Below are 23,407 nucleotides of genomic sequence, written 5' to 3' on the forward strand. Positions count from 1 at the left end.
AAATTTAAGGAATTTTGATGAGAATTAAAGTTGGTTTAAAATGTTCTGAGAGTGGTGATATAAACTATACTACTACAAAAAATAGTAAAACTACAACAGAGAAGTTAGAGCTAAAAAAATATTGTCCAAGACTTAAAAAGCATACTGTTCATAAAGAAGTTAAGCTAAAAAGTTAACGGAAAATACCATTAGGGCAATAGCTCCAACGGTAGAGCGCTGGATTCCAAATCCAATGGTTGGGGGTTCGAATCCCTCTTGCCCTGCCATCATTAAGGTTAAAAATGGAAAAAATAATAAATTACATAAAGTTATCTAAGCTTGAAATTGTGAAAGTGATATTTCCTACAAAAGAACAAGTAAGGAATGCATTTATTACCGTTTTTATTGTTGTTACTGTGGTGTCTCTTTTTTTAGCTTTGGTTGACGCTATTATGTCATTTACTCTTTCTAATGTAATTTAAAAGAGAGGATAGATTAATGGCGCACAAATGGTATGCTATTCAGACATATGCCGGTAGCGAGATGGCTGTTAAAAGAGCTATAGAAAATTTAGTAAAAGATCATGGTATTGAGGAGCAATTAAAAGAAGTAATCGTTCCAACAGAAGATGTGATTGAGATAAAAAACGGAAAACAAAAAATAAACGAAAGAACTCTTTATCCTGGTTATGCCTTTGCAAACCTAGATTTAGATACAGCTCTTTGGCATAAAATTCAATCATTGCCAAAAGTTGGAAGATTTATCGGTGAGGCAAAAAAGCCAACACCTTTAAGCGACAAAGATATTAATACGATTTTAGAAAAAGTTGAAAAACGTGCTGCACCTAAACCTAAAATTTATTTTGAAGATGGCGAGAGTGTTCGTATAACGGAAGGTCCTTTTGCGAATTTTACAGGTATTGTAGAAGAGTACGACATGGTTCATGGTAAACTTAGACTAAATGTTTCGATATTTGGTAGAAGTACACCGGTTGATATTTTGTATTCACAAGTTGAGAAGATAATTTAAGGAGATTAGTTTATGGCTAAAAAGGTTATAGGCGAAATAAAATTGCAAATTGCTGCAACTAAAGCAAATCCAAGCCCACCTGTTGGTCCAGCTCTTGGTCAAAAAGGTGTAAATATTATGGAGTTTTGTAAGGCATTTAACGAAAGAACAAAGGATATGGTAGGTTTTAATATACCTGTTGTTATCACTGTTTATGCAGATAAAAGCTTTACTTTCATCACAAAACAACCACCTGCAACTGACCTTATTAAAAAAGCTGCTGGTATAACAAAAGGAACAGATAATCCTTTGAAAAATAAAGTCGGCAAACTCACCAAAGCTCAAGTGCTTGAGATAGTTGAGAAAAAACTTGTCGATTTAAATACAAAAGACAAAGAGCAAGCTGCTAAGATCATCGCTGGTTCAGCTCGTTCTATGGGTGTTGAAGTAATCGACTAATGGCCCTTACCGCCGGGTTGTATATCAGAAGGCGGAAGCACTTTAAAATGCGGAGAAATTTAATGGCAAAAAATACTAAAAGATTTCAAGAACTACTTAAAAAAGTAGAAGACAAAAAAAACTACAATATTTCTGAAGCTATTGATACTGTTAAAACACTAGCTTCTGCTAAATTTGACGAGACTGTCGAAATAGCTCTTAAGCTTAACGTTGACCCAAGACATGCTGATCAAATGGTTCGTGGTTCAGTTGTATTACCAGCAGGAACCGGTAAAAAAGTTCGTGTTGCAGTTATTGCAAAAGACGCTAAAGCCGATGAGGCTAAAGCTGCTGGTGCTGACTTGGTTGGAGCAGAAGAGATTATAGAGGACGTTCAAAAGGGAATTATAAATTTTGATGTTCTTATTGCTACACCTAACCTAATGGGTGTTTTAGGTAAAGTAGCTCGTGTACTTGGACCAAAAGGTCTTATGCCAAACCCAAAAACAGGAACAGTTACTATGGATGTAGCTCAGGCTGTTAATAATGCAAAAAGCGGTCAAGTAAATTTCCGTGTTGATAAACAAGGAAATATCCATGCTGGTCTTGGCAAAGTAAGCTTTTCTAAAGAGCAACTTCTAGAAAATATTTCAACTTTTATTAGAGCAATTAATAAACATAAACCTGCCGCTGCAAAAGGCAGATATGTTAAAAATGCTGCACTATCGCTTACAATGAGTCCATCTATCTCACTTGATACTCAAGAAGTGATGGATCTTAAATAATAAAAATTTAAAAAGAGTCTTTATGGCTCTTTTTCCTAAAATAAAAGCCTGAATTTGTAAATCCAAATTTAGACTTTTATTTTAGATTGGAGATGGCCGAGGTCTTCTGACTTAATCGATTCGACCCGCTCTGCCTGAAATTACCGGTCGGAAAGGAGAAAATGTGACACGTAACGAGAAATCTGAAGTTATAGCTAAGCTTGAGACTGAATTTAAAACTGCTGAAGCGATCGTAGTTTGTGACTATCGTGGCCTTACAGTAAAAAAACTTGAAGTTTTAAGACAAGCTGCAAAAGAGCAAAATGTTAAAGTTCAAGTTGTTAAAAACACTCTTGCTAACATAGCTCTTAAAAACGTTGAAAAAGACGGCATGGATCTTAAAGATACAAATATCTATGTTTGGAGCGAAGATCAATTAGCTGTAACAAAAGTTGTTGCTAAATTTGAAGAAACCAACTCTGAATTTTTCAAAATTAAAACAGCTTACATAGATGGTGAAGTTGCAAGCGTTGAGAAAGTTAAAGCTCTATCAAAGATGCCAAGTCGCGACGAGCTTATTGCAATGCTTCTACAAGTTTGGAATGCGCCAATTCAAAATTTCACAATTGGATTAAATGCGCTTAAAGAGAAAAAAGAACAATCAGCATAAAAATATATAAGGATAATAAAATGGCAATCACTAAAGAAGACGTATTAGAGTTTATCTCTAATCTTTCAGTACTTGAGCTTTCTGAGCTTGTAAAAGAATTCGAAGAGAAATTCGGCGTTAGCGCTGCTCCTGTTATGGTAGCTGGTGCTGCTGCTGGCGGTGCAGCTGAGGCAGCTGAAGAAAAAACAGAATTCAACGTAGTTCTACTTGATGGCGGTGATAAGAAAATCAACGTTATTAAAGTTGTTCGCGCTCTTACAGGCCTTGGTCTTAAAGAAGCTAAAGACGCAGTTGAGCAAACTCCTTCAGTTCTTAAAGAAGGCGTTAGTAAAGATGAAGCTGAAGCAGCTAAAAAAGAGCTTGAAGAAGCAGGTGCTAAAGTCGAGCTTAAATAATTTCATTTTATTTGAGATTATTCAAAATTCAGAGAGGGAGAACACCCTCTCTTTTTTTAAATTTAGATGCCTTATATAAAAAGGCTATACTTTCTTTCAAAATTACCACGAGGTAGATGCAATGTTAAATAGCTTATACTCAGGAAGTCGCTTAAGGGTTGATTTTTCAAATGTGCCACAAGAGATAGATGTTCCTAACTTACTACAGTTACAAAAAAAGAGCTTTGATAATTTTTTAAATTTAGACAACACTCAATCCGAAAGCGGAATTGAAAAAGTTTTTAAATCAATTTTTCCTATTCACGATCCACAAAATCGCTTAAGTTTAGAATATGTTAGCTCAGAGATCGGCAAACCAAGATATACGATTAGAGAGTGTATCGAAAGAGGTCTTACGTATTCTGTAAATTTAAAAATGAAAATCCGCCTAATCTTACATGAAAAAGATGAAAAAACAGGTGAGAGAATCGGCGTAAAAGATATAAAAGAACAAGAAATTTTTATACGTGAAATTCCTTTAATGACAGATAGAATTTCATTTATTATAAACGGCGTTGAACGTGTGGTTGTAAACCAACTTCATAGAAGTCCAGGCGTCATCTTTAAACAAGAAGAGAGCGCAACTGTCGTAAATAAACTAATAAACACTGCTCAAATTATCCCTGACCGCGGAAGCTGGTTATACTTTGAGTATGACACTAAAGATGTGCTTTATGTGCGTATAAATAAACGCAGAAAAGTTCCGGTAACTATACTATTTAGAGCGCTTGGATATAAAAAACAAGATATTATTAAAATTTTCTACCCACTCCAAACTTTAAGCGTTAAGAACAATAAATTTTTAACTCCGTTTAACCCTGATGATTATACAGGTAGAATTGATTATGATATAAAAGACGAGCATGGAAATGTAATCCATCAAGCCGGTAAGCGTCTTACTAAGAAAAAGGCGGATAAACTCATAGAAGATGGTGTTAAATGGGTCGAGTATCCTGTTGAAATTCTTATGAGTAGATATTTGGCGACTCCTGTTATAGATAAAGAGAGTGGCGAGGTTATATATGATACACTTTCTCAGCTTGATGAAAACAAACTGGCTAAAATTTTAAACGAGCAAGATAGTATTGAGATCATAAATAACCTAGCTTCTGGAGTTGATGATGCTATTATTAACTCATTCTTGGCTGACAGCGAAACCATGAAGCTTTTAAAACAAACAGAAGGTATCGATGATGAAAACGATCTTTCTGCGATTAGAATTTATAAAGTAATGCGTCCTGGTGAGCCTGTTGTAAAAGAGGCGGCTAAGAGCTTTGTAAATGATATATTCTTTAACCCTGAAAGATACGATCTTACAAAAGTAGGTCGTATGAAGATGAATCACAAACTAGGTCTTGATGTTCCTGAGTATGTAACCGTTCTAACAAGCGAAGACATAATAAGAACTGCAAAATATCTTATCAGAGTTAAAAATGGACAAGGTTTTATAGATGATCGTGATCACTTAGGCAACCGTCGTATCCGTTCTATCGGTGAGCTTTTAGCAAACGAGCTTCATCTTGGCTTTGTTAAAATGCAAAAAGCGATACGTGATAAATTTACAAGTTTAAGCAACAACACAGATGAGATAATGCCTTATGATCTTATAAATCCAAAAATGATCACGGCAACGATTATGGAATTTTTTACAGGTGGACAGCTTAGCCAGTTTATGGACCAAACAAACCCACTAAGTGAAGTTACACACAAACGCCGTCTTTCTGCGCTTGGCGAAGGTGGCTTAGTAAAAGAGAGAGCCGGTTTTGAGGTTCGTGACGTTCACCCAACTCATTACGGTCGTATTTGCCCTGTTGAGACTCCGGAAGGTCAAAATATCGGTCTAATCAACACTCTTTCAACTTATGCCAAAGTAAATGAGCTAGGCTTTGTTGAAGCACCTTATAAAAAGGTTGTTGACGGTAGAGTTACTGATGAGATTATTTATTTAACAGCAACACAAGAAGAGGGTAATGTAATAGCAGCTGCTTCTACAAAGCTAGATGAAAACGGTCATATTATAGAGGATTTGATCGAGGTAAGACGCGAAGGCGAAATGATGCTTGCACGTCGTGAGGAGGTTACGCTAATCGACCTTTGTTCTGGCATGATTGCAGGTGTTGCGGCTTCTCTTATTCCATTCTTAGAGCATGATGATGCCAACCGTGCGCTAATGGGATCAAACATGCAACGTCAAGCCGTGCCTTTGCTTCGCTCTACTGCCCCTATCGTAGGAACAGGTATGGAGAGTGTTATAGCAAGAGATGCTTGGGAGAGCATTAAAGCTAAACGCGGCGGTGTTATTGAAAAGGTTGATAATAAAAACATCTTTATCTTAGGCGAGGATGAGGCTGGTCCATACATCGATCACTATTCGCTTGAGAAAAATTTAAGAACAAACCAAAACACGACTTTCTCACAACATCCGATAGTTAAAAAGGGTGAAGAGATAAAAGCGGGACAGGTTATAGCAGACGGATCAAGTATGGAACAAGGCGAACTTGCTATCGGCAAAAACGCACTTATCGCTTTCATGCCTTGGAATGGCTACAACTACGAAGATGCGATTGTTATTAGTGAAAAGATGATACGTGATGATGAATTTACAAGTGTTCACATCTATGAAAAAGAGATCGAAGCACGTGAGCTAAAAGATGGCGTTGAAGAGATAACAAAAGATATACCAAATATAAAAGAAGAGGATCTTCTTCATCTTGACGAGAGTGGCATCATTAAGATCGGCACACAGGTAAAATCTGGCATGATCTTGGTTGGTAAAGTATCTCCTAAGGGCGAAGTAAAGCCTACTCCTGAAGAGCGCTTGCTTCGTGCGATATTTGGCGAAAAAGCCGGTCACGTTGTAAATAAATCACTTTATGCTACGGCTTCAATGGAAGGCGTTGTTATAGATGTTAAAATATTTACTAAAAAAGGTCATGAAAAAGATAGTAGAACACATAAAGCTTACGAAGATGAAAAAGCGTTGCTAGAAAAAGAGCATCACGATAGACTTTTAATGCTTGATCGCGAAGAGATGCTAAAAGTTACATCATTGCTATCTAAAAATGAGCTTGTCAGTGACTATGAGATCAACAAAAAAGAGTATAAAAAAGGCGAAAAGATAAACAAGGCTGATCTTGAAAATATTAACCGCTTTACTCTAAATGCTGTTGTGAAAGCTTTCTCAAAAGAGATACAAAAGCAATACGACGATCTTAAAAACTACTTCCAAAACGAGAAGAAGAAGTTAAAAGAAGAGCATGATGCCAAGATTGAAATTTTAGGTAAAGATGATATATTGCCAAGCGGTGTGGTTAAACTTGTAAAAGTTTACATCGCAACTAAACGTAAGCTAAAAGTGGGCGATAAAATGGCTGGCCGCCACGGAAATAAAGGTATCGTTTCAAATATTGTTCCTGAGGTTGATATGCCTTATCTTCCAAGTGGACAGATAGTAGATATCGTTTTGAACCCACTAGGTGTTCCAAGCCGTATGAACATCGGTCAAATTCTTGAGAGTCACTTGGGTCTTGTCGGATATCGTCTTGGTGAGCAGATAAATGAAATTTTTGAAGCCAAAAAAGGCGAATGGATAAAAGATCTAAGAAATAAAATGATAGAGATTGCAAGTGTTTCAAAACTTATGGATGCTAAAAATGCTCTTGGCAAGATGAGTGATGAAAAATTACTTGAGTATGCAAAAGACTGGAGTAAAGGCGTTAGATTTGCAACACCGATATTTGAAGGTGTTAAACCTGAGGAATTTGCGAAACTATTTGAAATGGCTAAGATCGACAGTGATGGTAAAACAGAGCTTTATGACGGCAGAACCGGCTCTAAGATAAGAGAACGTGTTAATGTTGGTTGTATGTATATGTTAAAACTTCATCACTTGGTTGATGAAAAAGTACACGCAAGAAGCACCGGACCATACAGCCTTGTAACACAACAACCTGTTGGAGGTAAGGCACTATTTGGTGGTCAAAGATTTGGTGAGATGGAGGTTTGGGCGCTTGAAGCTTATGGCGCAGCGCACACTCTAAGAGAGATGCTAACGGTAAAATCAGACGATGTTGAGGGTAGACTTTCTGCATATAAGGCGCTTACACGTGGTGAAAATGTGCCTGAGACGGGAATTCCTGAAACATTCTTCGTTTTAACAAACGAGCTTAAATCATTGGCACTTGATGTTGAGATATATGATGAGGGAGAGGCAGATGAGTGAGTTAATACCTGTTGAGATAAAAGAAGAACGCAGACCGCGTGATTTCGAAGCTTTCCAGCTTCGTTTAGCAAGTCCTGATAGGATAAAGTCTTGGAGTCACGGCGAAGTCAAAAAGCCTGAAACCATTAATTATCGAACACTCAAGCCTGAGCGTGACGGACTATTTTGTGCTAAAATTTTCGGACCTATTCGTGATTATGAGTGCCTTTGCGGTAAATATAAAAAGATGCGCTATAAAGGCATTAAATGTGAAAAATGCGGTGTTGAAGTAACTAGTTCTAAAGTTCGCCGTTCTCGCATGGGGCACATCGAGCTTGTAACACCGGTGGCTCACATTTGGTATGTAAACTCACTACCAAGCCGTATAGGAACACTTCTTGGTATAAAGATGAAAGATCTTGAGCGTGTGCTTTATTATGAGGCATATATTGTTGAAAATTCAGGCGAAGCATTTTATGATAATGAAAACTCTAAAAAAGTTGAAAAATACGATGTCTTAAATGAAGAACAGTATCAGCTTTTAGCACAACGCTATGAAGAGAGCGGATTTGTAGCTAAGATGGGTGGCGAAGTTATTCGCGATATGCTAGCTGATCTTGATTTGATGGAAATTTTAACTCAACTTAAAATGGAAATCGAATCAACAAATTCAGAAGCTAAGAAAAAAACAATCGTGAAGCGCTTAAAAGTTATCGAGAGCTTTTTAAATTCAGGCAACCGTCCAGAGTGGATGATGATAACAAATTTACCGGTTCTTCCACCTGATTTACGTCCGCTTGTTAGTCTTGACGGAGGTAAATTTGCGGTTTCAGACGTAAACGATCTATATCGTCGTGTTATAAATAGAAACAGCCGTTTAAAACGCCTTTTAGAGCTTGATGCACCTGAAATTATTATAAGAAACGAAAAGCGTATGCTTCAAGAGGCTGTTGATGCATTATTTGACAATGGTCGTCGCGCTAACGCCGTAAAAGGTGCAAATAAACGTCCTTTAAAATCACTTTCAGAGATCATTAAAGGTAAGCAAGGACGTTTCCGTCAAAACCTACTTGGTAAGCGTGTTGATTTCTCTGGACGTTCGGTTATCGTTGTTGGACCACGTTTAAGAATGGATCAATGCGGTCTTCCAAAGAGGATGGCCCTTGAGCTATTTAAGCCACATCTTCTAGCTCGTCTTGAAGAAAAAGGCTATGCGACAACCGTAAAACAAGCTAAAAAGATGATAGAGGATAAAACTAACGAGGTTTGGGAGTGTCTTGAAGAGGTTGTTAAAGACCACCCTGTAATGCTAAACCGTGCTCCAACGCTTCACAAGCTATCTATCCAGGCGTTTCACCCAGTGTTAGTTGAAGGCAAGGCTATCCAGCTTCACCCACTAGTTTGTGCGGCTTTCAACGCTGACTTTGACGGCGACCAAATGGCTGTTCACGTGCCACTTTCACAAGAGGCGATAGCTGAATGTAAAATTTTAATGCTAAGCTCGATGAATATCTTACTTCCTGCAAGCGGTAAGGCAATAACCGTTCCGTCACAAGATATGGTTTTGGGAATTTATTATCTAAGCTTGGAAAAAACAGAAGCTAAAGGTGCAAATAAAATTTTCTCAAGCGTTGATGAAGTTATGATAGCCGAGGAAGCACACTCTTTAGAGCTTCATGCTAAGATAAAAACTATGGTAGATGGTAAAACGCTATTTACAACAGCTGGTCGCTTGATACTTCGCGCTATTATTCCTGATTTTGTTCCTGATAATATGTGGAATAAGATCATGAAGAAAAAAGATATTGCGAATTTGGTTGATTATGTTTATAAAAACGGTGGCCTTGAAGTAACGGCTGATTTCCTTGATAAACTTAAAAATTTAGGCTTTAGATATGCGACAAAAGCTGGAATTTCTATATCTATTGCAGATATCATTGTTCCTGATAGTAAAGAAAAACATATTGATGAAGCCAAGAAAAAAGTTCGCGAAATTCAACGCCAATACGGTGCAGGTCTTTTAACAGACTCTGAAAGATATAACAAGATCGTTGATATTTGGACTGATACAAATAACTCTGTTGCAAGCGAGATGATGAAGCTTATTCAAGGCGATAAGGGCGGATTTAACTCAATTTATATGATGGCAGACTCTGGTGCTAGGGGTAGTGCGGCTCAGATAAGACAGCTGGCAGGTATGCGTGGTCTTATGGCTAAGCCTGACGGTTCGATTATTGAAACGCCTATTACCTCGAACTTCCGTGAAGGTCTAAATATAATGGAATATTTTATTTCGACTCACGGTGCGAGAAAGGGTCTGGCAGATACCGCTCTTAAAACAGCCAATGCCGGTTACCTAACACGTAAGCTTATCGACGTTGCGCAAAATGTTAAGGTAACTATGCATGACTGCGGTACGCACGAGGGTGTTGAGATAACTGATATTACTGAAAACGGCGAGCTTATAGAAAGCCTTGAAGAGAGAGTTCTTGGACGTGTTCTTGCTGACGATGTGATAGATCCTATTACTAATGAAATTTTATTTAGCGAAGGAACATTGCTTGACGAAGAAAAAGCAAAAGTTATCGCAGAAGCAGGCATAAAAGCCGTAAGTATAAGAACGCCTATAACATGCAAAGCTCCAAAGGGTGTTTGTGCTAAATGTTATGGCATAAACCTAGGCGAGGGTAAATTGGTAAAACCTGGTGAGGCCGTAGGTATTATTTCAGCTCAATCAATCGGCGAGCCAGGTACTCAGCTAACACTAAGAACATTCCACATTGGTGGTACGGCTTCGACTGAACAGCAAGATCGCCAAGTTATAGCTCAAAAAGAGGGTTTCATACGCTACTATAACCTAAATACGTATGAAAATAACGGTAAAACAATAGTTGCAAACCGCAGAAGTGCAGCCGTGCTACTTGTTGAGCCAAAGATCAAAGCTCCAATTGACGGAAGGATAGAGATAGAATTTGCTCACGAAGATGTAAATATCGTGATTAAAGGCAAAAAAGAGGAGATAAAATACACTATCCGCAGAAATGACGTTGCTAAGCCAAATGAGCTAGCAGGCGTTAGTGGCAAGATAGAGGGTAAGATGTATCTTCCTTACTCAAACGGTGATATGGTAAATGCTAATGAAAGTATCGTTGAGATTATCAAAGAGGGCTGGAATGTGCCAAATCGTATCCCATTTGCAAGTGAGCTTAAGATCGCAAACGGCGAGCCTGTAACACAAAAAATTCCGGCTGGCGCAAACGGCGTTATTAAATTCTTCATCCTAAACGGTGATTATTTAGAGCGTCTTAAAGATATTAAAAAAGGTCATAAGGTTACTGAAAAAGGTCTATTTGTTATCGTTTCAGACAAAGATGGACGTGAAGCTGTTCGCCACTACATACCAAGAAATTCTATCATCCAGTTAGATGATAACGAAACTGTTGAGGCAAAAACACTTATAGCTCTACCTGAAAGTAACGATAGGCTCGTGATTGCTGAGTGGGACCCATACTCAACTCCTACTATAGCTGAAGAGGCCGGTGTTGTTAGCTTTGAAGATATCGATCCTGGTTATAGCGCTGCAGAGCAGTTTGATGAGGCAACAGGACAAAGTCGTCTTGTTGTCAATGAGTATCTTCCAAGCGGTGTAAAACCGACGATAGTTATAGCGACTAAGAGTGGTGGATTAATCAGATACCAACTTGAGCCAAAAACAGCGATATTTGTAAATGACGGAGCAGAAGTTTTACAGGCGGACATCCTGGCTAAAACTCCAAAAGCTGTTGCCAAATCAAAAGACATCACTGGTGGTCTTCCACGTGTTAGTGAGTTGTTTGAAGCAAGACGTCCTAAAAATACAGCTATCGTTGCAGAGATTGATGGTGTTGTTCGCTTTGATAAGCCGCTTCGTTCAAAAGAGCGCATAATTATAGAAGCTGAAGACGGTGCTACGGCTGAGTATTTGATAGATAAATCACGTCAAATTCAAGTAAGAAACGGCGAATTTGTTCACGCCGGTGAAAAACTAACTGACGGTCTTATCTCAAGTCATGATATTTTAAGAATTCTTGGCGAAAAAGCTCTTCACTACTATTTAATTAGTGAAATTCAGCAAGTTTACCGCCGTCAAGGTGTTGCGATCGCTGATAAGCATATCGAGATCATTGTGTCACAAATGCTACGTCAAGTTAAGATAGTTGATAGCGGAAATACAAATTTCATCGTGGGAGATATGATCTCTCGTGCTAAATTTAAAGAAGAGAACGAGCGCATCATGAGAATGGGCGGCGAGCCTGCTATCGCCGAGCCTATACTTCTTGGTGTTACGCGTGCAGCAATCGGTTCAGATAGTGTTATCTCTGCGGCGTCTTTCCAGGAGACAACAAAAGTCTTAACTGAAGCTTCGATAGCGGCTAAATTTGACTATCTTGAAGATCTAAAAGAAAACGTCATACTTGGTCGTATGATACCTGTTGGAACAGGTCTATACAAAGATAAAAAAGTTAAAATCAAACAACTTTAAAATCTCAAGCCTCCCGTAAAAAGGAGGCTTTTTATTTAAACTCTACACTTTATACTACGAGGCAAAATGAAAAATTTTAATTTAGGATTATTGTTTATTAGGCTTGGGCTTGGAATTTGTCTTTTTTTGCATGGGTTTCATAAGATAACAAACGGTATCGGTGGTGTTAAGGCAATACTTGTCAAATCAGGACTTTCTGAAATTTTGGCTTACGGAGTTTATCTTGGTGAAGTTTTAGCTCCTTTAATGCTAATTATTGGATTTTATTCAAGAATTTCTGCTTCCATTATCATAGCTACATCGCTCTTTATAATTTACGCAGCATATCCAAATCCTTTGGAGATCACAAACTATGGTGGTTTTAAGGCCGAAATTTTATATCTTTATATTTGTATGGCTTTTTGTATTGTATTTTGTGGCAGTGGAAAATACGCTGTTAAACAAGATTAGTTGATAATTTAAAATTATTTTAACAATTATTTAAGCCTTTTTTAAATAAAATTAGATTTTTTTAATAAATTTAGATGAAAGGAATTACTGTGCCAACCATAAATCAATTGGTCAGAAATGAGCGCAAAAAGGTTACTTATAAATCAAAGTCTCCTGCGCTAAAAGAGTGCCCTCAAAGAAGAGGAGTTTGCACGAGAGTTTATACAACAACTCCTAAAAAACCAAACTCAGCTTTGAGGAAAGTTGCCAAAGTTAGACTAACTAGCGGCTTTGAAGTTATCAGCTATATCGGCGGTGAAGGACATAACCTACAAGAACACAGCATCGTGCTAGTACGCGGTGGTAGGGTTAAAGACTTACCGGGTGTTAAGTATCACATCGTTCGTGGTGCACTTGATACTGCAGGTGTTGCAAAAAGAACTGTTTCACGTTCTAAATACGGTGCTAAACGCCCTAAAGACGCAAAAAAGTAAGCAAATAGGTTCGCAGACGCGCCCTAGATTTGGTTGCGTTTGAGTAAAATTTATAAAATTTGAAGGAAATAATCAAATGAGAAGAAGAAAAGCCCCTGTAAGGGAAGTTTTACCTGATCCGATTTACGGAAATAAAGTAATCACTAAATTTATTAATGCACTTATGTATGACGGTAAGAAAAGCGTCGCAACAGAGATAATGTATGGTGCGATCAAAGCTATCGAGAAAAAAGGTGGCGAGATACAAGGTATTGATGTATTTAACGACGCTATTGAAAACGTAAAACCTATTCTTGAGGTTAAATCACGCCGTGTAGGTGGCGCAACTTATCAAGTACCTGTTGAAGTTCGCCCTGCACGTCAGCAAGCTCTTGCTATTAGATGGCTTATCACTTTTGCTAGAAAAAGAAGTGAAAGAACAATGATAGACAAACTTGCAAACGAACTATTTGACGCTGCAAATTCAAAAGGTGCTTCATTTAAGAAGAAAGAAGATACTTACAAAATGGCAGAGGCTAATAAAGCGTTTGCTCACTACCGCTGGTAAGAAAGAGAAACTATGGCAGATAGAAAAACCCCATTACATATGGTTAGAAACATTGGTATCGCAGCTCACATCGATGCTGGTAAGACTACTACGAGTGAGAGAATTTTATTCTTTACGGGTATGAGTCACAAGCTTGGTGAGGTTCATGACGGCGCTGCTACTATGGACTGGATGGAGCAAGAAAAAGAGCGTGGTATTACCATTACTTCTGCTGCGACTACATGCTTTTGGAAAGATCACCAAATTAACCTAATTGACACTCCGGGACACGTTGACTTTACTATCGAAGTTGAACGTTCTATGCGTGTTCTTGATGGTGCTGTTGCAGTATTTTGTTCAGTTGGTGGCGTTCAACCTCAGTCTGAAACAGTTTGGAGACAAGCCAACAAGTATAAAGTTCCAAGAATGGTTTACGTAAATAAAATGGACCGTATAGGTGCCAACTTTTACAATGTTGAAAATCAAATCAAAACTAGACTAAAAGCTAATCCTGTGCCTATCCAAATTCCTATCGGCGCAGAAGATGAGTTTAAGGGCGTAGTAGACTTAGTTACTATGAAAGCCCTAGTTTGGGAAGACGATAGCAAGCCTACAACTTTTGTTGAGAGAGAAATTCCTGCTGATTTAGTTGAGAAAGCAGAAGAGTATAGAGCAAAAATGATCGAAGCAGTTGCCGAGACAGATGATGCTTTAATGGAAAAATTCTTTGGTGGCGAAGAACTAAGCGCTGAAGAGATCAAAAGAGGTATAAAGGCCGGTTGTTTATCTATGAACATTATACCTATGGTTTGCGGAACATCATTTAAAAATAAAGGCGTTCAGCCGCTACTTGACGCTATCGTGTCTTACCTTCCTGCTCCAGATGAAGTTGCAGCGATTAGAGGCGAATATGAAGATGGTACAGAAGTAAATGTTGAATCAACCGATGATGGCGAATTTGCAGGTCTTGCATTTAAGATCATGACAGACCCTTTTGTTGGTCAGCTAACTTTCGTTCGTGTTTATCGCGGAAGTCTTGAGAGTGGCAGTTATGCATTTAACTCAACAAAAGGTAAAAAAGAGAGAATCGGCCGTCTTTTAAAAATGCACTCAAATAAACGTGAAGAAATTTCAGTTCTACACGCTGGTGAGATCGGGGCGGTTGTTGGTCTAAAAGATACACTAACAGGCGATACGCTTTCAAGTGAAAAAGATCCTGTGATCCTTGAGAAAATGGACTTTCCAGAGCCGGTTATCTCTGTTGCGGTTGAGCCAAAAACTAAAGCTGACCAAGAGAAAATGGCTATTGCTCTTCAGAAACTAGCACAAGAAGATCCAAGCTTTAGAGTTAGTACCGATGAAGAGAGTGGTCAAACTATCATTAGCGGTATGGGCGAGCTTCACCTAGAGATCATTGTTGATCGTATGTTGCGTGAATTTAAAGTTGATGCAGAAGTTGGTCAACCGCAAGTTGCTTACCGTGAGACTATCCGCAAGACAGTTGAGCAAGAGTATAAATACGCTAAACAATCAGGCGGTCGTGGTCAATACGGACACGTTTTCTTGCGTATCGAGCCGCTTGAAGCTGCTAGTGGATTTGAATTCGTTAACGATATCAAAGGCGGCGTAGTACCAAAAGAGTATATACCTGCAGTTGAAAAAGGTTGTAAAGAGGCACTTCAAAACGGTATCCTTGCTGGTTACCCTGTTGAAGACGTTAAAGTTACTTTATTTGACGGTAGCTACCATGAAGTTGACTCATCTGAGATGGCGTTTAAACTTGCTGCATCTATGGGCTTTAAAGAGGGCGCTAAAAAAGCAGGCGCTGTTATACTTGAGCCTATGATGAAGGTTGAAGTTGAAACACCTGAAGAGTATATGGGTGATGTTATCGGTGACCTTAACAAGCGCCGTGGTCAAGTAAACTCAATGGATGAAAGAAGTGGTAACAAGATCGTTACAGCATTCTGCCCACTTGCGTCTATGTTTGGCTACTCAACAGACCTTAGAAGCCAAACTCAAGGTCGCGCTACATACTCTATGGAATTTGATCACTATGAAGAAGTTCCAAAGAATGTTAGTGAAGAGATTATTAAGAAAAGAAACGGCTAAAAGCCAAAAGCTAGCCACCCAAATTCGGGTGGCTTTTTAGTTTATATAAATTTAATTATTTATCGCTTTAAATTGCAAATTGTCCTCATAGCTCAGCAGGATAGAGCGCAAAATTCCTAATTTTGAGGCCTCAGGTTCGAATCCTGATGGGGACACCACTTATCTATTTACCGCTATTTATTTTAATTTATAACTATTTACCAAATCACGTTAAAATCAAGCTTTGTGTGAAAATTTAATTTATATTAATCTTCAAGTTTATTGTATGTTTTTATTGTGATTTTGATTGAAAAATATAGTGTGATATATTATCTTGCTATGCATTTAAAAAATGAAATTTCTCGTTTTTATTAGAAATTTAAAACTAAAACTCTATCTCTTGCGTAAAATATAGATAAATTTTTCGTGAAATTTATGGATAACCTTTATAAGTATGCTTATCAATATTTAAACTATTTTGCGTTACGATCGTGGTTGTAGTCTTTGATTAAATTTTATCTCACAATTTTCCACTTAAATATTTAATAATTATTATAAATTCTTATCCTTCATTGATCTGGGTTAATCCGATTTAAATGAAATTTATGTTATATTAATGTTTTAGGCAAATAAGTACAAAGACTTAAATTCTTATCAAGGAGAAAATATGGATCGTCGGGAATTTATAAAATCAGCTGCCGCAACGGCTGCTTGTGCTAGTGCCGGTATCGCACTACCTAGCGGACTTAACGCAAACGAAGTAGAAAAAGGTTGGCGTTGGGATAAGGCTGCCTGTCGTTTCTGTGGTACAGGTTGTGGTATCATGGTGGCTACTAAAGACGGTAAGATCGTAGCCGTTAAAGGTGACCCTGAAGCACCTGTTAACCGTGGATTAAACTGTATTAAAGGTTATTTTAATGCAAAGATAATGTATGGCGAAGACCGTATAACTCATCCTTTACTTCGCGTAAATGAAAAAGGTGAATTTGATAAAAAAGGTAAATTTAAGCAAGTTAGCTGGAAACAAGCCTTTGACGTAATGGAAGCGCAATTTAGAAAAGCCTATAAAGAGCTTGGTCCTCATGGTGTAGGAGTTTTAGGCTCTGGCCAATACACTATCATGGAGGGTTATGCCGCTTCAAAAATGATGAAAGGCGGTTTTAGAAGTAACTCCATAGATCCAAACGCAAGACACTGTATGGCATCTGCCGTTGTCGGTTTTATGCAAGTTTTTGGTGTGGATGAGCCTGCTGGTTGCTATGATGATATCGAGATGACAGATACTGTCGTAACATGGGGCGCAAACATGGCTGAGATGCACCCGATCTTGTGGTCACGCATAAGCGATAGAAAGCTTGGTGATCCTGATAGGGTTAAAGTGGTAAATTTAACTACTTTTTCAAACAGAACTTCAAATTTAGCAGATATAGAGATCATCTTTGCTCCATCTACAGATCTTGCTATTTGGAACTATATAGCTCGCGAGATAGTTTACAATCATCCTGAAATGATAGATCAGGAATTTGTAAAACGTCACTGCGTATTTACAACAGGTCCGGTTGATATAGGTTACGGACTTAGACCGGAAACCAAGCACGCAAAATATCTACCAAGTGAGTTAGATACCGCAGCAACAGAGAAATCAAAAGTTTTAAGTGAAGCTGAGGGTGTTACTTTGGCGTACCTTGGCATGAAAGCAGGAGATACTCTTGAAAATAAAAATAACGGCAAGGCAGATGCACACTGGCATATAAGCTTTGAAGAGTTTAAAAAAGCTCTTGCACCATATACTTTGGAATTTACAGCCAAGATAGCAAAAGGTGACGCAAGTGAGCCTCTAGATGAATTTAAAGCCAAATTAAAACAATTAGCCGATCTTTATATCGAGAAAAATCGCAAAGTAGTTAGCTTTTGGACAATGGGCTTTAACCAACACCAAAGAGGAACATGGGTAAACGAACAAGCCTACATGGTGCACTTCCTGCTTGGCAAGCAAGCGCTTCCGGGATCCGGTGCTTTCTCGCTAACAGGACAACCAAGCGCATGCGGAACAGCGCGCGAAGTTGGAACATTTGTTCATCGCTTGCCTGCCGACATGGTCGTTGCTAATCCAAAACACAGAGAGATAACCGAGCAAATTTGGAAACTTCCTAAAAATACTATAAACCACGTTGTTGCTTCTCACTATGTAAAAATGCTTCGTGATCTTGAAGATGGTAAAAATAAATTTATCTGGGTTCAGGTAAACAACCCTTGGCAAAACACTGCAAATGCAAACCACTGGATAAAAGCGGCACGTGAGATGGATAACTTTATCGTTGTTTCAGATCCATATCCTGGAATTTCTGCTAAAGTTGCAGACCTTATACTTCCAACAGCGATGATATATGAGAAATGGGGTGCATACGGTAACGCAGAGCGTAGAACTCAACACTGGAGACAACAAGTTCTTCCTGTCGGCGAAGCGATGAGTGATACGTGGCAGATTATGGAATTTACAAAAAGATTTAAGATAAAAGAGTTCTGGGGCGAAGTAAAAGTAAATGATAAAGTTACTCTTCCTAGCGTTCTTGAAGAAGCAAAAGCTATGGGTTATAGCGAAGAAGACACGCTTTATGATGTGTTATTTGCTAATGAATACGCAAAAAGCTTTAACGCTAAAGACGCTATTATGGAGGATTACGATAACTCTGAAGTGTTTGGTGACAAACGTAAAGTTGTCGGCTCAGACGGTAAAGAATTTAACGGTTATGGCTTCTTTGTTCAAAAATATCTATGGGAAGAGTATAGAAAATTTGGCGTAGGACATGGACATGACTTGGCTGATTTTGATACGTATCATAGAGTGCGCGGACTTAGATGGCCGGTAGTAAATGGCAAAGAGACACAGTGGAGATTTAACGTTAAATTTGATTATTATGCTAAAAAATATGCAAAAGAGGGTGAAAATTTTGCATTCTACGGTAACAAAAACGCAGCTCTTCCAAGCGGAAATTTAAAAGCCGTGACAACGCAAGATAAGACTCCTCTAACAAATAAAGCTAAAATTTTCTTCCGCCCTTATATGGATCCATGTGAGATGCCAAGCAAAGAGTATCCGTTATGGCTATGTACGGGAAGGGTGCTTGAACATTGGCATACCGGCACTATGACAATGCGTGTTCCTGAACTTTATCGTGCTGTTCCTGAGGCGCTTTGCTACATGCATGAAGATGATGCGAAAAAGATCGGCGTTCTTGATAATGAGATAGTATGGGTAGAGAGCCGCCGTGGTAAAGTCAAAGCACGTGTTGATGTAAATGGTAGAAACAAGCCGCCTGTAGGACTTGTGTATGTACCATTTTTTGATGAAAACGTGTATATCAACAAGGTATGTTTAGATGCGACTTGTCCTATCTCAAAAGAGACGGATTATAAAAAATGTGCCGTTAAGGTTTATAAGGCTTAGTCGTGCAAAATAGAAGAGAAGTCCTAAAATTTGGACTTAAAGCCGTTGCGCTGGCTGTTGCCGGTAGTTTTGTTTGGACAAAGGCTGTAAAGGCGGATAAGCTAGTTTTGCTTAGACCGCCCGGAGCTAAAAATGAGAGCGAATTTTTAGCTAGCTGTATACGTTGCGGGCTTTGCGTTGAGGCATGTCCTTTTGATACGTTAAAGCTAGCAACGCTTAGCTCTGGTGTGGCAAACGGCACTCCACACTTTACTCCGCGTGAAACTCCTTGCAAGTTATGCGAGGATATACCTTGCGTGGTAGCCTGTCCGACCAATGCACTTGATAAAATTTTAGTTAGCACAAATGGTGAGCTAGACATCAATAAAGCAAGAATGGGCGTTGCCATGATAGATACTCACAGCTGTATCGCATACTGGGGTATCCGCTGTGATGCCTGTTATCGTGATTGTCCACTTATAGACAAGGCATTGAAACTTGAGTACAGACGAAACGAACGCACCGCAAAACACGCATTTTTGCTACCGGTTGTTGATATGGATGTTTGTACAGGCTGTGGAGTATGTGAAAGAGTTTGCATTACGCAAAATCCAGCCATTAAGATCATGCCTAGAGATATCGTTATGGGCTCTGTGGATCAAAACTATGTCAAAGGTTGGGTAGAAGGTGACGAGAAGCGACTCGAGGGCGTTGATACAAACATAAAGCTTGATATTAATAAAGCTAAAGATTATTTAAATGATGGGGAGCTGTGATGAAAATTTTACTTTTTAGAAGGCTTACTCAAATTTTAATTTTAGTTGCGTTTATCGTATCAAACCATTATGGTTTAAAGTTGCTTTTGGGTGATCTTAGTGCCTCATCGCTTTTTGGTGCGATCACATTTGCTGATCCATTTGCTTTGCTACAGCTTATTTTAGCAGGAGCAAGTGTCGGTATGAGTGTGATTATTGGAGCTATGATTGTGGCTATTTTATATGCTGTTATTGCTCCACGTGCATTTTGTGCTTGGGTTTGTCCTGTAAATTTATTTACGGATATGGCTGCAAAACTACGCGAAAAACTAGGCTTTAATAAAGACGCAAAGCTTTTAAATTTACCTAAAAACACAAGATATTACCTACTTTTGGCAATTCTTGTGTTTTCAGCCTTGCTCTCTTTACCTGTTTTTGAGAGTGTAAGTTTTGTGGGTATGGTGCAAAGAGGTATCATATATCTTGATATTTTTGTATTAGCAGCGATCTTTGTGATTATAGTTTTTGACATGTTTGTTTTACCTAGAGGCATATGTGGATACATTTGTCCTTTGGGTGCGTTTTACGCTTTATTGTCAAAATTTTCGCTAATTCGTATCAGTCACGACCTAAGCAAATGCAACAAATGTGCAAAATGTCTAAAAGCTTGCCCCGAGCCGCAAGTCCTTTCGATGGTAGGGCATAAAAGCGGTTTTGTAACAAATAGCGAGTGCATAAGTTGTGGACGCTGTATTGATGTTTGCAATGATGATGCGATGAAATTTAGTATAAGAAATTTAAAGGAAGAAAGATGAAATTTAAATTTATAGCATTTGGCGCACTACTTGCGCTTATTTTAAGTGCTTGTGCGGTTTCAAACAAAAGCATAAGCGATACCGATATGGGTTTTAGAGGCGATCTTACTAATGACAATATCGCGGCTAGAGATATAAATTATAGTGCAGAGCCTGCCGGTATGTCAAAGAAATTTGACCGATCGTTTGAAAACGCACCTCCGTTTATTCCGCATGATTTAGAGGGTTTAGTGCCTATTACTAAAGATATGAACATGTGTGTAACCTGTCATATGCCTGAATTTGCCGCAGATAGCGGAGCTACACCGATACCTGCTTCACACTTGTATGATTTAAGAAATAAAACCGACTTGAAGGGAATTTTGCACGACGAGCGCTTTAACTGCACAACTTGTCACGTTTCTCAAGCGGATGTTAAAGTGCCTATCAAAAACAACTTCACTCCTGAATTTAGAGATGCCAACGGCTCTGCTAAGTCAAATTTACTTGATATCTTAAACGAGGGAGTAAGATAGTTGCAGCGTCGCGCACTATTTACTAAAATTTTAAAGCCGGTTACTGCCGTTGGGGAGCAGCCGCGCTTTATTACTCCGCCTTATTTTAGCGGTGAATTTGATTGTGAGGGCTGCGACGCACCTTGCGTTAGTGTTTGTGCAAGAGAGTTGCTTAGTTTTGACGGACAAAGAGTGATTTTTGACGTTAAGGATAGGGGTTGCAACTTTTGTAAAGAGTGTGCTATAGCTTGCGAATCGGTTAAAAAGAGTGTTCTAGATCTAAAATTTAGCCAAAATATCGGAGCAAAAACAGCAATACAAGTAAATTCTTGCTTAGCTTGGAATGATGTCATATGCTATAATTGTCAAGATGCGTGCAAGTATAAGGCGATTGATTTTCTTGGTGTTTTTCGTCCGATGATAAACGAGCGTTGTAACTCATGTGGCGAGTGTATTAATGCTTGCTTCAAACATTCGATTAAAATGGAGAGCTTATGAGAGTATTTTTAGTTTTTTTACTGTTTTTGGGCTTTGTTTTTGGCGAGGATTTGCCCTTTAAGACCATACAAACACAAGCAAATGTCATGTCTATGACGCTTGTAAATGACAACCTTTATATCGCAACTTATAGCGGTAGTATAGAAATTTATGATGTAAAAAATGACACTTTTAAGCAAAGTATTGTTTTTGACGACATTAAAAATATAAATGATGAAATTTTGCGACCAAATATCCTAAGCATAGATGAGCTAAATGGTTCTTTGCTGGTTTTGGCTGAAGCAAATTCTAATAAACGTTCGCTTTATCTTGTAAAAGATAGCGGCATAAAGCTTGTTTCCCAACTTGGCGAATCTGCTAAAAAAGCTCTGTTTCTAAGTGAAAATGAAGCGATTTTAGGCACTATCAGCAATGAAATTTCTATTATAAATTTACAAAACGGCAAGAGTGAGCATGACTTTAAAATTTCAACCGCGCTTCTAGCTGATATGAAGGCAAATCCAAGCAAAACAACCGTTGCTATAGCTACCGAAGGAGGTAAAATTTACTTTTACGATGTTAAAAGTAGGGATATGAGCAGAATTGTAGACGTGCATAAAGATACAATGTATGCTATCGACTATGACGGTAACGTTGTGCTTACTGCAGGCGTTGATATGAGCGTGGCTGTTTTGCGGGGCAATGAGATAAGACGTCTAAAGGCAAAAACTTCAGTGATGGATATAGCTTTAAGCACTGACGCAAAAACAGGTGCTTATATTCAAGATGATTTGAGTGAAATTTATGTTTTTGATACAAATTCTCTTACGCAAGTAAAGCGTTTGCAAACTCCTCAAAATACGATAAATAGTATAGTCTTTATCTCTCCTGATATGCTTTTAAGTAGTGCTTTTGAGAAAAACATACATTTTTGGAAGGTAAGATGAATATTTCAAGCGTTGTTATAAATTTAAAAGAAAAAGCAGACAAAAATTTAGTATTAAACGAGCTTAGTAAATTTAAAGATGTAGAAATCATAGCTCACAAAAACGATAAAATCGTAGCCGTTGTAACCGCAGACGACGTAAATGGCGAAGTGGCAACCTTTAGACGTATGGAGATGATCGAAGGGGTTGCGACTGTTGCTATGGTTTATGCATATCAAGAAGATGTTGAGTTTGATAAAGACAAGCTAGATAAAAAACAAGGAATAAGCGAAATTTTAACAAATGATAACGTCAAAGCCGAAGATATTTGCTATAATGGAAGTGTTCACTATAAAGTAAGATAAATTTTCCTAAATAATAAAATTTATTATTTAATTTAATAATTATTAAGCATTCTGTGTTAAAATTACGCCAAATTAACAAAAGGAGACAAAATGTCAAAAGTTATAGCAAGACTAAATAAAATTCAGGCTGACGCAAACGCGTTATATGTTAAATTTCACGATCTTCACTGGAATGTAAAAGGAATTCAGTTTTTTAGCATTCACGAATACACTGAAAAAGCATATGATGATATGAGCGAAATTTTCGATGCTGTTGCAGAGCGTGCTATCATGCTTGGCGGTACAGCTGTTGTTAAAGCTGAGGAGTTGGCAAAACTAACTTGCATTAAACACGAAGCAAAACCATCTTATACTCCAACAGAAGTTTTGGAGATCGTTTTAGCAGAGTATAAACATCTTTTAAAAGAATTTAAAGACCTTGACGAAGTTGCCGAGGGCGATACAACAACTCAAGCTTATGCTCAAGAGCAAATAGCAAAATACGAAAAAGAAATTTGGATGCTTAACGCAACTTTAAGCAAATAAAACCCCAAGGGCGAAAATTTCGCCCTTTTTTCTTCCTTTTAAACCTAAAGAAATTTTCATTTTTGAC

At 38.2% G+C, this 23,407-nt stretch carries 21 protein-coding genes and 2 tRNA genes; all 23 read left to right on the plus strand.

The genetic code is table 11. The annotated features are described in order from the left end of the window. The first annotated feature begins 17 nt into the window (after nucleotides 1-17). The 23 genes from rpmG to CCAL5182_RS05860 all read left to right on the plus strand — a co-directional run bounded on the left by rpmG (nucleotide 18) and on the right by CCAL5182_RS05860 (nucleotide 23,340). Nucleotides 18-176 (plus strand): 50S ribosomal protein L33, encoded by a 159-nt coding sequence (gene rpmG / locus CCAL5182_RS05750; protein ID WP_169937769.1) that lies wholly within the window; start codon nucleotides 18-20, stop codon nucleotides 174-176. 14 nt (nucleotides 177-190) lie between these two features. Then, nucleotides 191-266, plus strand: a tRNA-Trp gene (locus CCAL5182_RS05755). A gap of 15 nt (nucleotides 267-281) precedes the next feature. Beyond that, nucleotides 282-461 (plus strand): preprotein translocase subunit SecE, encoded by a 180-nt coding sequence (secE, locus tag CCAL5182_RS05760; RefSeq protein ID WP_169937771.1) that lies wholly within the window; start codon nucleotides 282-284, stop codon nucleotides 459-461. Nucleotides 462-477: 16 nt separating this feature from the next. Beyond that, nucleotides 478-1,008, plus strand: a complete 531-nt coding sequence (gene nusG, locus CCAL5182_RS05765; protein ID WP_169937773.1) for a transcription termination/antitermination protein NusG — start codon at nucleotides 478-480, stop codon at nucleotides 1,006-1,008. A 12-nt stretch (nucleotides 1,009-1,020) separates the two neighbouring features. Beyond that, nucleotides 1,021-1,446, plus strand: coding sequence for a 50S ribosomal protein L11 (gene rplK, locus CCAL5182_RS05770; protein ID WP_169937774.1), 426 nt, complete (start codon nucleotides 1,021-1,023; stop codon nucleotides 1,444-1,446). 62 nt (nucleotides 1,447-1,508) lie between these two features. Beyond that, the gene (rplA, locus tag CCAL5182_RS05775; RefSeq protein ID WP_169937776.1) at nucleotides 1,509-2,210 is read left to right on the plus strand and encodes a 50S ribosomal protein L1; all 702 of its coding nucleotides are present in this window, start codon (nucleotides 1,509-1,511) and stop codon (nucleotides 2,208-2,210) included. Between the two features lie 163 nt (nucleotides 2,211-2,373). Continuing rightward, a complete protein-coding gene (rplJ, locus tag CCAL5182_RS05780) occupies nucleotides 2,374-2,859 on the plus strand; it encodes a 50S ribosomal protein L10 (RefSeq protein ID WP_169937778.1) in 486 nt (161 codons plus the stop codon). Between the two features lie 20 nt (nucleotides 2,860-2,879). Further along, nucleotides 2,880-3,254 carry a 50S ribosomal protein L7/L12 gene (gene rplL / locus CCAL5182_RS05785; RefSeq protein WP_169937780.1) on the plus strand — a complete coding sequence of 125 codons (375 nt, stop codon included), beginning with the start codon at nucleotides 2,880-2,882 and terminating at the stop codon, nucleotides 3,252-3,254. 121 nt (nucleotides 3,255-3,375) lie between these two features. Beyond that, complete coding sequence (gene rpoB / locus CCAL5182_RS05790; RefSeq protein ID WP_336610492.1) at nucleotides 3,376-7,515, plus strand: DNA-directed RNA polymerase subunit beta; 4,140 nt, start codon at nucleotides 3,376-3,378, stop codon at nucleotides 7,513-7,515. Beyond that, a complete protein-coding gene (rpoC, locus tag CCAL5182_RS05795) occupies nucleotides 7,508-12,016 on the plus strand; it encodes a DNA-directed RNA polymerase subunit beta' (RefSeq protein ID WP_169937784.1) in 4,509 nt (1,502 codons plus the stop codon). Before rpoB ends, rpoC begins: the two co-directional genes overlap by 8 nt. Before the next feature lie 66 nt (nucleotides 12,017-12,082). Then, the gene (locus tag CCAL5182_RS05800) at nucleotides 12,083-12,466 is read left to right on the plus strand and encodes a DoxX family protein (protein ID WP_169937786.1); all 384 of its coding nucleotides are present in this window, start codon (nucleotides 12,083-12,085) and stop codon (nucleotides 12,464-12,466) included. A gap of 89 nt (nucleotides 12,467-12,555) precedes the next feature. Next, complete coding sequence (gene rpsL, locus CCAL5182_RS05805) at nucleotides 12,556-12,939, plus strand: 30S ribosomal protein S12 (RefSeq protein ID WP_169937788.1); 384 nt, start codon at nucleotides 12,556-12,558, stop codon at nucleotides 12,937-12,939. Between the two features lie 76 nt (nucleotides 12,940-13,015). Next, nucleotides 13,016-13,486 (plus strand): 30S ribosomal protein S7, encoded by a 471-nt coding sequence (rpsG, locus tag CCAL5182_RS05810; protein ID WP_169937789.1) that lies wholly within the window; start codon nucleotides 13,016-13,018, stop codon nucleotides 13,484-13,486. 12 nt (nucleotides 13,487-13,498) lie between these two features. Then, nucleotides 13,499-15,577, plus strand: coding sequence for an elongation factor G (fusA, locus tag CCAL5182_RS05815; RefSeq protein WP_169937792.1), 2,079 nt, complete (start codon nucleotides 13,499-13,501; stop codon nucleotides 15,575-15,577). Between the two features lie 81 nt (nucleotides 15,578-15,658). Then, nucleotides 15,659-15,735: transfer RNA gene (locus CCAL5182_RS05820), tRNA-Arg, on the plus strand. 488 nt (nucleotides 15,736-16,223) lie between these two features. After that, the gene (gene napA / locus CCAL5182_RS05825; protein WP_169937794.1) at nucleotides 16,224-19,004 is read left to right on the plus strand and encodes a nitrate reductase catalytic subunit NapA; all 2,781 of its coding nucleotides are present in this window, start codon (nucleotides 16,224-16,226) and stop codon (nucleotides 19,002-19,004) included. Nucleotides 19,005-19,006: 2 nt separating this feature from the next. After that, a complete protein-coding gene (gene napG / locus CCAL5182_RS05830; RefSeq protein WP_169937796.1) occupies nucleotides 19,007-19,759 on the plus strand; it encodes a ferredoxin-type protein NapG in 753 nt (250 codons plus the stop codon). Beyond that, on the plus strand, nucleotides 19,759-20,553 hold the full coding sequence (gene napH, locus CCAL5182_RS05835; protein ID WP_169937798.1) for a quinol dehydrogenase ferredoxin subunit NapH: 795 nt from the start codon (nucleotides 19,759-19,761) through the stop codon (nucleotides 20,551-20,553). Before napG ends, napH begins: the two co-directional genes overlap by 1 nt. Then, nucleotides 20,550-21,068, plus strand: a complete 519-nt coding sequence (locus tag CCAL5182_RS05840; protein ID WP_169937800.1) for a nitrate reductase cytochrome c-type subunit — start codon at nucleotides 20,550-20,552, stop codon at nucleotides 21,066-21,068. Before napH ends, CCAL5182_RS05840 begins: the two co-directional genes overlap by 4 nt. Further along, complete coding sequence (locus CCAL5182_RS05845; RefSeq protein ID WP_169972231.1) at nucleotides 21,069-21,545, plus strand: 4Fe-4S ferredoxin; 477 nt, start codon at nucleotides 21,069-21,071, stop codon at nucleotides 21,543-21,545. It begins immediately after the preceding gene. Next, on the plus strand, nucleotides 21,542-22,471 hold the full coding sequence (locus CCAL5182_RS05850; protein WP_169937803.1) for a WD40 repeat domain-containing protein: 930 nt from the start codon (nucleotides 21,542-21,544) through the stop codon (nucleotides 22,469-22,471). The genes CCAL5182_RS05845 and CCAL5182_RS05850 overlap by 4 nt, the downstream gene beginning before the upstream one ends. Further along, nucleotides 22,468-22,815: a chaperone NapD gene (locus tag CCAL5182_RS05855; protein ID WP_169937805.1), complete on the plus strand. Its 348-nt coding sequence runs from the start codon at nucleotides 22,468-22,470 to the stop codon at nucleotides 22,813-22,815. The genes CCAL5182_RS05850 and CCAL5182_RS05855 overlap by 4 nt, the downstream gene beginning before the upstream one ends. Nucleotides 22,816-22,905: 90 nt before the next feature. After that, complete coding sequence (locus tag CCAL5182_RS05860; protein WP_169937807.1) at nucleotides 22,906-23,340, plus strand: Dps family protein; 435 nt, start codon at nucleotides 22,906-22,908, stop codon at nucleotides 23,338-23,340. Nucleotides 23,341-23,407: the final 67 nt, after the last annotated feature.

Origin of the sequence: Campylobacter sp. 7477a, assembly GCF_014892335.1 — a bacterium.
Taxonomy (GTDB): Bacteria; Campylobacterota; Campylobacteria; order Campylobacterales; family Campylobacteraceae; genus Campylobacter_A; species Campylobacter_A californiensis.

Bases quoted from the DNA above. Each gene is read 5' to 3' on its own strand.
- nusG (WP_169937773.1), top strand. From the start codon at position 478: ATGGCGCACAAATGGTATGCTATTCAGACATATGCCGGTAGCGAGATG.
- rplL (WP_169937780.1), top strand. From the start codon at position 2,880: ATGGCAATCACTAAAGAAGACGTATTAGAGTTTATCTCTAATCTTTCA.
- rplA (WP_169937776.1), top strand. From the start codon at position 1,509: ATGGCAAAAAATACTAAAAGATTTCAAGAACTACTTAAAAAAGTAGAA.
- rpoC (WP_169937784.1), top strand. From the start codon at position 7,508: ATGAGTGAGTTAATACCTGTTGAGATAAAAGAAGAACGCAGACCGCGT.
- napA (WP_169937794.1), top strand. From the start codon at position 16,224: ATGGATCGTCGGGAATTTATAAAATCAGCTGCCGCAACGGCTGCTTGT.
- CCAL5182_RS05840 (WP_169937800.1), top strand. From the start codon at position 20,550: ATGAAATTTAAATTTATAGCATTTGGCGCACTACTTGCGCTTATTTTA.
- rpmG (WP_169937769.1), top strand. From the start codon at position 18: ATGAGAATTAAAGTTGGTTTAAAATGTTCTGAGAGTGGTGATATAAAC.
- napH (WP_169937798.1), top strand. From the start codon at position 19,759: ATGAAAATTTTACTTTTTAGAAGGCTTACTCAAATTTTAATTTTAGTT.
- CCAL5182_RS05860 (WP_169937807.1), top strand. From the start codon at position 22,906: ATGTCAAAAGTTATAGCAAGACTAAATAAAATTCAGGCTGACGCAAAC.
- secE (WP_169937771.1), top strand. From the start codon at position 282: ATGGAAAAAATAATAAATTACATAAAGTTATCTAAGCTTGAAATTGTG.
- rpoB (WP_336610492.1), top strand. From the start codon at position 3,376: ATGTTAAATAGCTTATACTCAGGAAGTCGCTTAAGGGTTGATTTTTCA.
- rpsG (WP_169937789.1), top strand. From the start codon at position 13,016: ATGAGAAGAAGAAAAGCCCCTGTAAGGGAAGTTTTACCTGATCCGATT.
- CCAL5182_RS05800 (WP_169937786.1), top strand. From the start codon at position 12,083: ATGAAAAATTTTAATTTAGGATTATTGTTTATTAGGCTTGGGCTTGGA.
- rplK (WP_169937774.1), top strand. From the start codon at position 1,021: ATGGCTAAAAAGGTTATAGGCGAAATAAAATTGCAAATTGCTGCAACT.
- CCAL5182_RS05850 (WP_169937803.1), top strand. From the start codon at position 21,542: ATGAGAGTATTTTTAGTTTTTTTACTGTTTTTGGGCTTTGTTTTTGGC.
- CCAL5182_RS05855 (WP_169937805.1), top strand. From the start codon at position 22,468: ATGAATATTTCAAGCGTTGTTATAAATTTAAAAGAAAAAGCAGACAAA.
- fusA (WP_169937792.1), top strand. From the start codon at position 13,499: ATGGCAGATAGAAAAACCCCATTACATATGGTTAGAAACATTGGTATC.